This is a genomic window from Streptomyces sp. NRRL F-5650 (assembly GCF_000721365.1).
In the GTDB taxonomy this organism is placed as follows: Bacteria; Actinomycetota; Actinomycetes; order Streptomycetales; family Streptomycetaceae; genus Streptomyces; species Streptomyces ardesiacus.
The window spans coordinates 25,034-36,337 of the sequence record NZ_JOGV01000059.1; the positions used below are offsets into that span (position 1 = coordinate 25,034).

The window sequence follows — 11,304 nt, forward strand, 5'->3', positions numbered from 1 at the left end:
CGAGGTCGTCCGATCCACCGGTTCTCCCCCTGTGACGCCGACGCCCGCTCACGGGTTCCGGGCGTCGCGCCCGACACCAGCCTAATCATCACGAGCCGCGCCCCGGCAGCCCCCGTCCTCCCCCTGAGCCCCGCCGACGCCCAGGCGACCTACTCGGTGCCGTTCCCCCCTTCCTGGGGTGCCGGCTCCAGGTCGAACTCCCCGTCCCGCGCGCCCAGGACGAACGCCCGCCACTCCGCCTCCGTGTACCGCAGCACGGTGTCCGGGTCCAGGGAGGACCGCATGGCGACGGCGCCCTCCGGGAGGTAGGCGATCTCGACCCGCTCCTCGTGGGCCTCGGTGCCGGGCGCGCTGTGCCACTCGACGCCGGAGATGTCGAGGGCGTAGAGCTCGTCCCGCTCCCGGTCCTTGCGTGCGCGGAGTTCCTTGTCCTCGGCCTCGGCCATTGCGGCATGGGTCCTTCCTGTTGTCCCAACGAACTGTGCGGTCACCATACTTGTCACCTTCTTCCAGGTCAGCGGTTCTCCGATGGAGGCACCGGTACGGGCGACGGGCCGAGGTGTCCCTACGGGCTGGTAGGCTGTGGGACGGCCGTTTGTGTACGCGCCCCCGGAGCGATGAGCCCTGGAGGTCGCGCCCAGCGGATCCCCGCCTTCCGAGTCGTGGAAGATCCCCCGAGACGTAGACCGGGGGCACTCGGTGGCCAGTCACAGACCAAGAGGAGAACGCGTGTCGCTCGACGCCGCAGTGAAGAAGCAGATCATCACCGAGTTCGGTACCAAGGAGGGCGACACCGGCTCCCCCGAGGTCCAGGTCGCTCTGCTGTCCCGTCGGATCTCCGACCTGACCGAGCACCTCAAGACCCACAAGCACGACCACCACTCCCGCCGTGGTCTGCTCATCCTGGTCGGCCAGCGCCGCCGGCTGCTGCAGTACCTCGCCAAGAAGGACATCCAGCGCTTCCGTGCGCTGGTCGAGCGCCTCGGCATCCGCCGCGGTGCGGCGGGCGCCCGATAGCACGCCGTGAAGGGAGCGGTTCCCAACGCAAGGGGGCCGCTCCCTTTGCTGTACGTGCGCGCTGTCGCCGCCCCTTTGTAGTGTGGTAACAGACAAGACGCACGACGTACGACGAGGAGGAGCGGACCTCACGCCGCCGCCGGTCCTCGGTAGTGGCCCCCGGGGGCAGATCCCCGGGTGCTTCGATCGAAGACCGGCCCGCATTGCACGGAACGCTTCTCCGGCACCCGTCCCCGCCGCCACACGGGCGGTGCGGGACAAAAGACGACAAGCATCGGAGAAATCACTAGTGGAGAACGAGACCCACTACGCCGAAGCCGTGATCGACAACGGCGCCTTCGGCACCCGCACCATCCGCTTCGAGACGGGCCGCCTGGCCCGTCAGGCCGCCGGCAGCGCCGTGGCGTACCTGGACGACGACACCATGGTGCTGTCGGCCACCAGCGCCTCCAAGAACCCGAAGGACCAGCTCGACTTCTTCCCGCTCACGGTGGACGTCGAGGAGCGGATGTACGCCGCCGGCAAGATCCCGGGCAGCTTTTTCCGCCGCGAGGGCCGTCCCTCCGAGGACGCCATCCTCACCTGCCGCCTGATCGACCGCCCGCTGCGCCCGTCCTTCAAGAAGGGCCTGCGCAACGAGATCCAGGTCGTCGCCACGGTCATGGCCCTCAACCCCGACCACCTGTACGACGTCGTGGCGATCAACGCCGCCTCCGCGTCGACGCAGCTGGCCGGTCTGCCCTTCTCCGGCCCGATCGGCGGCGTCCGCGTCGCGCTGATCCGCGGCCAGTGGGTGGCCTTCCCGACGCACACCGAGCTCGAGGACGCGGTCTTCGACATGGTCGTCGCGGGCCGTGTCCTGGAGGACGGCGACGTCGCGATCATGATGGTCGAGGCCGAGGCCACCGAGAAGACCGTCAAGCTGGTCGAGGGCGGCGCCGAGGCCCCCACCGAGGAGGTCGTCGCCGCCGGTCTCGAGGCCGCGAAGCCCTTCATCAAGGTGCTCTGCCGCGCCCAGGCCGACCTCGCCGCCAAGGCCGCGAAGCCGACCGGCGAGTTCCCGATCTTCCTCGACTACCAGGACGACGTCCTGGAGGCGCTGACCGGCGCCGTCAAGCCCGAGCTGGCCCAGGCGCTCACCATCGCCGGCAAGCAGGAGCGCGAGGCCGAGCTGGACCGCGTCAAGGGCATCGCCGCCGAGAAGCTCCTGCCGGAGTTCGAGGGCCGCGAGAAGGAGATCTCCGCCGCGTACCGCGCGCTGACCAAGTCCCTGGTCCGCGAGCGCGTGATCAAGGAGAAGAAGCGCATCGACGGCCGCGGTGTCACCGACATCCGCACCCTGGCCGCCGAGGTCGAGGCCATCCCGCGCGTGCACGGCTCCGCCCTGTTCGAGCGCGGCGAGACCCAGATCCTGGGCGTCACCACGCTGAACATGCTCCGCATGGAGCAGCAGCTCGACACCCTCTCCCCGGTGACGCGCAAGCGCTACATGCACAACTACAACTTCCCGCCGTACTCCGTCGGCGAGACCGGCCGCGTCGGCTCCCCCAAGCGCCGCGAGATCGGCCACGGCGCCCTCGCCGAGCGCGCCATCGTTCCGGTGCTGCCGACGCGCGAGGAGTTCCCCTACGCGATCCGCCAGGTGTCCGAGGCCCTCGGCTCCAACGGCTCGACGTCCATGGGCTCGGTCTGCGCCTCCACCATGTCGCTGCTGAACGCCGGTGTGCCGCTCAAGGCCCCCGTCGCCGGTATCGCCATGGGCCTGATCTCCCAGGAGATCAACGGCGAGACGCACTACGTCGCCCTCACCGACATCCTCGGTGCGGAGGACGCCTTCGGCGACATGGACTTCAAGGTCGCCGGCACCAAGGAGTTCGTGACCGCCCTCCAGCTCGACACCAAGCTGGACGGCATCCCCGCCTCCGTCCTGGCCGCCGCCCTCAAGCAGGCCCGTGACGCCCGCCTCCACATCCTCGACGTGATGATGGAAGCGATCGACACGCCGGACGAGATGTCCCCGAACGCGCCGCGGATCATCACCGTGAAGATCCCCGTCGACAAGATCGGTGAGGTCATCGGCCCCAAGGGCAAGATGATCAACCAGATCCAGGAGGACACGGGCGCCGACATCACGATCGAGGACGACGGCACCATCTACATCGGTGCCGCCGACGGCCCGGCCGCCGAGGCCGCCCGCGCCACGATCAACGGCATCGCCAACCCGACCATGCCCGAGGTCGGCGAGCGCTACCTGGGCACGGTCGTCAAGACGACCACCTTCGGCGCGTTCGTCTCGCTGCTGCCCGGCAAGGACGGTCTGCTGCACATCTCGCAGATCCGCAAGCTCGCCGGCGGCAAGCGCGTGGAGAACGTCGAGGACGTCCTCGGCGTGGGCCAGAAGGTCCAGGTCGAGATCGCCGAGATCGACTCCCGCGGCAAGCTCTCCCTGATCCCGGTCATCGAGGGCGAAGAAGGCGACGAGAAGAAGGACGACGCCGACAAGTGACGTCCCGTAACGCCAGGGCGACGGCCCGCACCTCCTCGGAGGCGCGGGCCGTCGCCCGTACCCAAACCCTGATCAAGGGCGAGCACGGCATCGGCACGGTCCGCAGGACGACCCTCCCCGGCGGTCTGCGCATCGTCACCGAGACGCTCCCCTCGGTCCGCTCGGCGACCTTCGGCATCTGGGCCCACGTCGGCTCCCGCGACGAAACCCCCGCGCTGAACGGCGCCACCCACTACCTGGAGCACCTGCTCTTCAAGGGCACCCGCAGGCGCAGCGCCCTGGACATCTCCTCCGCCATCGACGCGGTCGGCGGCGAGATGAACGCGTTCACGGCGAAGGAGTACACGTGCTACTACGCACGCGTCCTCGACACCGACCTGCCGCTCGCCATCGACGTCGTCTGCGACATGCTGACCGGCTCGCTGATCCAGGAGGAGGACGTCGACGTCGAGCGCGGCGCCATCCTCGAGGAGATCGCGATGACCGAGGACGACCCCGGCGACTGCGTGCACGACCTGTTCGCGCACACCATGTTCGGCGACAACGCGCTGGGCCGGCCCGTCCTCGGCACCGTCGACACGGTCAACGCCCTCACCGCCGACCGCATCCGCCGCTTCTACAGGAAGCACTACGACCCGACCCACCTGGTGGTCGCCGCGGCCGGAAACGTCGACCACGCCAAGGTCGTCCGCCAGGTCCGCGCCGCCTTCGAGAAGGCCGGCGCCCTGAAGGACCCGGGTGCCCAGCCGCTCGCCCCGCGCGACGGCCGGCGCACCGTCCGCGCCGCGGGCCGTGTGGAGCTGATCGGCCGCAAGACCGAGCAGGCCCACGTCATCCTCGGCATGCCGGGCCTGGCCCGCACCGACGAGCGCCGCTGGGCGATGGGCGTCCTCAACACCGCCCTCGGCGGCGGCATGTCCTCGCGCCTGTTCCAGGAGGTCCGGGAGAAGCGCGGACTGGCCTACAGCGTGTACTCGTACACCTCGGGCTTCGCCGACTGCGGCCTCTTCGGTGTGTACGCGGGCTGCCGGCCCTCCCAGGTGCACGACGTGCTGCAGATCTGCCGCGACGAACTGGACCACGTCGCCGAGCACGGCCTCACCGACGACGAGATCGGCCGCGCGATCGGCCAGCTCCAGGGCTCCACGGTCCTCGGCCTGGAGGACACCGGCGCGCTGATGAACCGCATCGGCAAGAGCGAGCTGTGCTGGGGCGAGCAGATGTCGGTCGACGACATGCTGGCCCGGATAGCCTCGGTCACGCCGGACGACGTCCGCGCGGTCGCCCGGGACGTCCTGGGCCGCCGGCCCTCCCTGTCGGTCATCGGCCCGCTCAAGGACAAGCAGGCGTCCCGGCTGCACGACGCCGTCGCCTGACGGTCCCGTTCCGAGAAGTTCGAGAAGGAAGCATGTGACATGAGCAAGCTGCGCGTGGCCGTCCTCGGTGCCAAGGGCCGGATCGGCTCCGAGGCGGTACGGGCGGTCGAGGCCGCCGAGGACATGGAGCTGGTCGCCGCCCTCGGCCGGGGCGACAGCCTGGAGACGCTGGCCGAGTCCGGCGCCCAGGTCGCCGTCGAGCTGACCACCCCGGCCTCGGTGATGGACAACCTCGACTACTGCGTACGCCACGGCATCCATGCCGTCGTCGGCACCACCGGCTGGACCGACGAGCGGCTCGCCCAGCTCACCGCGTGGCTCGACGCCTCCCCGGGCACGGGTGTGCTCATCGCGCCGAACTTCTCCATCGGCGCCGTGCTGACCATGAAGTTCGCGCAGCTCGCGGCCCCGTACTTCGAGTCCGTCGAGGTCGTCGAGCTGCACCACCCGAACAAGGTGGACGCCCCCAGCGGCACCGCCACCCGCACCGCCCAGCTCATCGCCCGGGCCCGGCAGAAGGCAGGCTCCGCACCGGCGCCCGACGCCACTGCCACCGCCCTGGACGGCGCCCGCGGCGCGAACGTGGACGGGGTCCCGGTGCACGCGGTCCGGCTGCGCGGCCTGCTGGCCCACCAGGAGGTGCTGCTCGGCGGCGAGGGCGAGACGCTCACCGTCCGGCACGACTCCCTGCACCACAGCAGTTTCATGCCGGGCATCCTGCTGGGCGCCCGCCGGGTGGTGAGCACGCCGGGCCTCACCTTCGGCCTGGAACACTTCCTGGACCTGAACTGACACCATGCGCGCCAAGATCACGTACCTCGTCACGGCCGCCGTCCTGGTCTTCTACTTCGTCCTGGTCGGCAGCCGCGGCGTGCTGCTCATCAAGACCGGCACCCTGCTCACCGTCACCTTCGGCGTCGCGGTGCTGATCCTGCCGGTGATCGGCCTGTGGTTCCTGTGGAAGAACACCCAGTTCGTCCGCAGGGCCAACCAGCTCGCCGCCGAGCTCGACGCCGAGGGCGGGCTGCCCGTGGACGAGCTGAAGCGCACCCCCAGCGGCCGGGTCGACCGGGAGTCCGCCGACGAGGTCTTCGCCGTGCGCAAGGCCGAGACGGAGGACCGTCCCGGCGACTGGCGCACCTGGTTCCGTCTCGCCGTCGCCTACCACGACGCCCGCGACACCCCGCGCGCCCGCAAGGCGATGCAGCGGGCGATCGCCCTCCACGACGGCAAGCAGACCGAGACCGTCTGAGCAGGCGGAAGCCGAAGGGCCGGGGCCCGAACCGCGAGCTGCGGTTCGGGCCCCGGCCCTTCGGCTTTCCGGGCGGGTCAGTCCTGCCGGTACTCGTCGGCCCACGCCTCCACCGCGTCGGCCGCCCGGTCGAAGGCACCGTCGCGCGCGAGGAAGTCGGCGTTGTGCGTGGTCAGCAGCGGCGCCATGGGCTCCGCGGAGCGGCCCTTGCGGACGAGCAGCAGCGCCTGCCCCTGCACCGTGCGCGGCAGCCCGAGCCAGCGCACCGGCTGCTGCACCGTACGCACGCTGGCGACCTGCTGCCAGGCCACCGTGCGCGTGCTGAAGAAGGCCACGTGACGCACCCCGTGGGCGCTGACCCACACGCCCATGCGCAGCATCCGCAGGGCACTGACGATCACGACGACCGCGATGCCGAACACCACCCCGGCGGAGGACGGCCCGCCGGTCGCCGCGATGATGACCGCCGCGAACAGGACGAACGACGCCAGCAGCAGCATCAGCGCCGCCGTCCCCACGCGCCACGGCCCGGGCCGGTAGGGCCGGCGCCAGACGTCGCGGTCGTCGTACGGCAGCGCGACGTCGTCGGCCGTGTCAAAGGCGCGGTCGGCCGTCAGGAAGGGCAGGGGCACGGCTGGTCCTCACTCGTTCCATGGCAAGTGTTGTGCCCGGTGAGGCTACCGACCTGTGTCTGCCGTCACCACCCTCGGGGGTCCGTACGGAGGCCGGGCCGCCGTGCCGCCCGCGGCTCAGCGCCCCTCGGACGCCTGTGACGGCTGTTTGTGCGAGGACGGCTGGTCGGCCGAGAGGGCGGGCATCCCGAGCACCAGGGAACCCACGAGCCCGGCGACGACGGTGACACCGAGGAGCCAGCGTCCGGCCAACTGCCCGAAGGACGCCCGCTCGCGCGGCGGCGGTGTGACATTGCTGCGGAACCTGTCGGCCTCGGCGACGAAGGCGAACGGCACGGGTTCACGCCGGCGGATCATAGGGGCTGCGTCTCCCTTCAGGGACTGGAACGAAGTGCTGTTACTCATACAGACGAACGAACGCCCCTCAAGGTGCCCTCTTTCACCGACTTCATTGCGGCACGGCACCGATCGCCCGATTCGGCGGGCCGCGACCCGGCGGCCGTAGAGTGGCCCCGCCAGGCGACGAGACGGGCGCCAAGCGACGAGATGGGAAGGCCCTCCACACCGTGACCGACACCCCCGCCGACGATTTCAAGATCGACCTCCGCAGCGACATCACCGTCGAGCTGGTCAAGAGCGCCGCGACCGACGCCGACGTGCTGTTCGCCGCCCGCGTCTCGACCGCCGGGGAGCAGTCCCTGGACGAGCTGAAGAAGGACCCGGAGCGCTCCAAGGGCCTGATCAACTACCTGATGCGGGACCGGCACGGCAGCCCGTTCGAGCACAACTCGATGACCTTCTTCGTCAGCGCCCCGATCTTCGTCTTCCGCGAGTTCATGCGGCACCGCGTCGGCTGGTCCTACAACGAGGAGTCGGGCCGCTACCGCGAGCTCCAGCCGGTCTTCTACGTGCCCGACACCGACCGCAAGCTGGTGCAGCAGGGCCGCCCCGGCAAGTACGTCTTCGTCGAGGGCACCCCGGAGCAGCACGAACTGGTCGGGGGCGCCATGGAGGACTCCTACCGCCAGGCCTACGCCACGTACCAGAGGATGCTCGCCGCCGGAGTCGCCCGCGAGGTGGCCCGCGCGGTGCTCCCCGTCGGCCTCTACTCGTCGATGTACGCCACCTGCAACGCCCGCTCGCTGATGCACTTCCTGGGCCTGCGCACCCAGCACGAGCTGGCGAAGGTGCCCTCCTTCCCGCAGCGGGAGATCGAGATGGTCGGCGAGAAGATGGAGGCCGAGTGGGCCCGGCTCATGCCGCTCACCCACGCCGCCTTCAACGCCAACGGCCGTGTGGCGCCGTAGGGGCCCGGCCGCGCGCCGTCCCAGCCGGGCACAGATGTACGCATCAACCATCCGAAGTGTCCGGATTGCGGCGTTTGGAGAAGTTCATCTAGCCTGATCAAAGGTGCCCGGCACTGCTTGAACCCCCGAGCAGGCAGTGCCGGGCTCCACTCCCGTTCCGACCTGCCGCCTCCCCCGAGGGCAGACCCGGCCCTGAGCAACGAGTAGCGTGTAACCCATGGCTCCGACCTCCACTCCGCAGACCCCCTTCGGGCGGGTCCTCACCGCCATGGTCACGCCCTTCACGGCGGACGGCGCACTCGACCTCGACGGCGCCCAGCGGCTCGCCGCCCACCTGGTGGACGCAGGCAACGACGGCCTGATCATCAACGGCACCACCGGCGAGTCCCCCACCACCAGCGACGCGGAGAAAGCGGATCTCGTACGGGCCGTGGTGGAAGCCGTCGGAGACCGCGCCCACGTCGTCGCCGGAGTCGGCACGAACAACACCCAGCACAGCATCGAGCTGGCCCGTGCCGCCGAGCGCGTCGGCGCCCACGGCCTGCTGCTCGTCACGCCGTACTACAACAAGCCCCCGCAGGAGGGCCTGTACCAGCACTTCACGGCCATCGCCGACGCCGGCCGGCTCCCGGTCATGCTCTACGACATCCCCGGCCGCAGCGGCGTCCCGATCAACACCGAGACCCTGGTCCGCCTCGCGGAGCACCCGCGGATCGTCGCCAACAAGGACGCCAAGGGCGACCTCGGCCGGGCAAGCTGGGCCATCGCCCGCTCCGGCCTCGCCTGGTACTCGGGCGACGACATGCTGAACCTCCCGCTCCTCTCGGTCGGCGCGGTCGGCTTCGTCTCCGTCGTCGGCCACGTCGTCACCCCCGAGCTGCGCGCCATGGTGGACGCGTTCGTCGCGGGCGACGTACAGAAGGCGCTGGAGATCCACCAGAAGCTGCTCCCGGTCTTCACCGGCATGTTCCGCACCCAGGGCGTCATGACCACCAAGGCCGCGCTCGCCCTCCAGGGACTGCCCGCCGGACCGCTGCGCGCCCCGATGGTGGCGCTCACGCCCGAGGAGACCGAGCAGCTCAAGATCGATCTTGCCGCCGGCGGGGTACAGCTCTGACATCGGACTTCGCACCACCGCACGACCGGACGGACTTCACAACTGAATAGGCGGGCCACCGGTGCCCGCACCCCACAACGACAACTGCTTCTGCACGAACGTCACGCGCGCCACGTGCCACCGGTACGTGGCGCGCGTGGTGAGGAGAGTCTTTTGAGTCATCCGCATCCTGAACTGGGCCGGCCCCCGGCGCTTCCCAAGGGCGGCCTGCGGGTCACGCCCCTGGGCGGCCTCGGCGAAATCGGCCGCAACATGACGGTCTTCGAATACGGCGGCCGCCTGCTGATCGTCGACTGCGGCGTACTCTTCCCCGAGGAGGAGCAGCCCGGCATCGACCTGATCCTGCCGGACTTCTCGTCCATCCGGGACCGCCTCGACGACATCGAGGGCATCGTCCTGACCCACGGCCACGAGGACCACATCGGCGGCGTCCCCTTCCTCCTGCGCGAGAAGCCGGACATCCCGCTGATCGGTTCCAAGCTGACCCTCGCGCTCATCGAGGCCAAGCTCCAGGAACACCGCATCCGCCCGTACACCCTCGAGGTGGCGGAGGGCCACCGCGAGCGCGTCGGTCCCTTCGACTGCGAGTTCGTCGCGGTCAACCACTCCATCCCGGACGCGCTGGCCGTAGCCATCCGCACCCCGGCGGGCATGGTCGTCCACACCGGCGACTTCAAGATGGACCAGCTTCCGCTGGACGGCCGCCTCACCGACCTGCACGCGTTCGCGCGGCTCAGCGAGGAGGGCATCGACCTGCTCCTCGCCGACTCGACCAACGCCGAGGTACCGGGCTTCGTCCCGCCCGAGCGCGACATCTCGAACGTCCTGCGGCAGGTCTTCGCCAGTGCCCGCAAGCGGATCATCGTGGCGAGCTTCGCCAGCCACGTCCACCGCATCCAGCAGATCCTGGACGCCGCCCACGAGTACGGCCGCCGGGTCGCCTTCGTCGGCCGTTCCATGGTCCGCAACATGGGCATCGCGCGAGACCTCGGCTACCTCAAGGTCCCGCCGGGCCTGGTGGTCGACGTCAAGACGCTCGACGACCTGCCCGACAGCGAGGTCGTCCTGGTCTGCACGGGCTCCCAGGGCGAACCGATGGCCGCCCTGTCCCGCATGGCCAACCGCGACCACCAGATCCGCATCGCCAACGGCGACACGGTGATCCTGGCCTCGTCCCTCATCCCGGGCAACGAGAACGCCGTGTACCGCGTGATCAACGGCCTGACCCGCTGGGGCGCCAACGTCGTCCACAAGGGCAACGCCAAGGTCCACGTCTCGGGCCACGCCTCGGCCGGCGAGCTGCTGTACTTCTACAACATCTGCCGCCCGAAGAACCTGATGCCGGTCCACGGCGAATGGCGCCACCTGCGGGCCAACGCCGAACTGGGCGCCCTCACCGGCGTCCCGCACGACCGCATCGTCATCGCCGAGGACGGCGTGGTCGTCGACCTCGTCGAGGGCAAGGCGAAGATCACCGGCAAGGTCCAGGCGGGATACGTCTACGTCGACGGCCTCTCGGTCGGCGACGTCGGTGAACCGGCCCTGAAGGACCGCAAGATCCTCGGAGACGAGGGCATCATCTCGGTCTTCGTGGTCATGGACTCCTCCACCGGCAAGATCACCGGTGGGCCCCACGTCCAGGCGCGCGGTTCGGGCATCGACGACTCGGCCTTCTCCGCGGTGCTCCCCAAGATCACCGAGGCACTGGAGCGCTCGGCCCAGGACGGCGTCGTCGAGCCGCACCAGCTCCAGCAGCTAGTGCGCAGGACCCTCGGCAAGTGGGTCTCGGACACGTACCGGCGCCGGCCGATGATCCTGCCCGTCGTCGTGGAGGTCTGACGGTCCGTCTGACCGCCGACAGCGTCAACCTGGAGCGGGGCGCCTCGATTTGCATCGAGGCGCCCCGCTCCAGTACGTTTACACCTCCGCTCGGACGGGCACCCCAACCACTTCGTGGTTCGGAGCCGCCCCGGAGGGCGGAAATACCGACTCAGAATCTCTGATAAAGTCGGAAGCGCCGGAAAGGGAAACGCGAAAGCGGGAACCTGGAAAGCACCGAGGAAATCGGATCGGAAAGATCTGATAGAGTCGGAAACG

The 11,304-nt window shown here is 69.9% G+C and carries 11 protein-coding genes; 8 read left to right on the top strand and 3 right to left on the bottom strand.

The window, feature by feature from the left end:
• Positions 1-149: 149 nt before the first annotated feature.
• Positions 150-446, bottom strand: a complete 297-nt coding sequence (locus IG88_RS0134200) for a DUF397 domain-containing protein (protein ID WP_031049722.1) — start codon at positions 444-446, stop codon at positions 150-152.
• A gap of 283 nt (positions 447-729) precedes the next feature.
• Between IG88_RS0134200 and rpsO the strand changes: the two genes are divergently transcribed.
• The 5 genes from rpsO (at position 730) to IG88_RS0134225 (ending at position 6,151) form a co-directional block, all read left to right on the top strand.
• A complete protein-coding gene (gene rpsO / locus IG88_RS0134205) occupies positions 730-1,017 on the top strand; it encodes a 30S ribosomal protein S15 (RefSeq protein WP_003973291.1) in 288 nt (95 codons plus the stop codon).
• A 289-nt stretch (positions 1,018-1,306) separates the two neighbouring features.
• Positions 1,307-3,523, top strand: coding sequence for a polyribonucleotide nucleotidyltransferase (locus IG88_RS0134210; RefSeq protein WP_031049723.1), 2,217 nt, complete (start codon positions 1,307-1,309; stop codon positions 3,521-3,523).
• Complete coding sequence (locus IG88_RS0134215; RefSeq protein ID WP_031049726.1) at positions 3,520-4,899, top strand: M16 family metallopeptidase; 1,380 nt, start codon at positions 3,520-3,522, stop codon at positions 4,897-4,899. Before IG88_RS0134210 ends, IG88_RS0134215 begins: the two co-directional genes overlap by 4 nt.
• 39 nt (positions 4,900-4,938) lie before the next feature.
• The gene (dapB, locus tag IG88_RS0134220) at positions 4,939-5,691 is read left to right on the top strand and encodes a 4-hydroxy-tetrahydrodipicolinate reductase (protein WP_031049728.1); all 753 of its coding nucleotides are present in this window, start codon (positions 4,939-4,941) and stop codon (positions 5,689-5,691) included.
• 4 nt (positions 5,692-5,695) lie between these two features.
• Entirely contained in the window at positions 5,696-6,151 is a 456-nt protein-coding gene (locus IG88_RS0134225) for a tetratricopeptide repeat protein (RefSeq protein ID WP_031049730.1), read from the top strand.
• Between the two features lie 77 nt (positions 6,152-6,228).
• On the opposite strand, the gene IG88_RS0134230 is transcribed toward IG88_RS0134225, so the two are convergent.
• Both IG88_RS0134230 and IG88_RS0134235 read right to left on the bottom strand, forming a co-directional pair.
• Complete coding sequence (locus IG88_RS0134230; protein ID WP_031049731.1) at positions 6,229-6,783, bottom strand: hypothetical protein; 555 nt, start codon at positions 6,781-6,783, stop codon at positions 6,229-6,231.
• 117 nt (positions 6,784-6,900) lie between these two features.
• Positions 6,901-7,140 (bottom strand): hypothetical protein, encoded by a 240-nt coding sequence (locus IG88_RS0134235; RefSeq protein ID WP_030404949.1) that lies wholly within the window; start codon positions 7,138-7,140, stop codon positions 6,901-6,903.
• A 209-nt stretch (positions 7,141-7,349) separates the two neighbouring features.
• Between IG88_RS0134235 and thyX the strand changes: the two genes are divergently transcribed.
• The 3 genes from thyX to IG88_RS0134250 all read left to right on the top strand — a co-directional run bounded on the left by thyX (position 7,350) and on the right by IG88_RS0134250 (position 11,046).
• Positions 7,350-8,090, top strand: a complete 741-nt coding sequence (thyX, locus tag IG88_RS0134240) for an FAD-dependent thymidylate synthase (protein WP_031049733.1) — start codon at positions 7,350-7,352, stop codon at positions 8,088-8,090.
• 217 nt (positions 8,091-8,307) lie between these two features.
• Positions 8,308-9,207 (top strand): 4-hydroxy-tetrahydrodipicolinate synthase, encoded by a 900-nt coding sequence (gene dapA, locus IG88_RS0134245; RefSeq protein ID WP_031049735.1) that lies wholly within the window; start codon positions 8,308-8,310, stop codon positions 9,205-9,207.
• Positions 9,208-9,360: 153 nt separating this feature from the next.
• Entirely contained in the window at positions 9,361-11,046 is a 1,686-nt protein-coding gene (locus IG88_RS0134250; RefSeq protein WP_031049737.1) for a ribonuclease J, read from the top strand.
• The last annotated feature ends 258 nt before the right edge of the window (positions 11,047-11,304 follow it).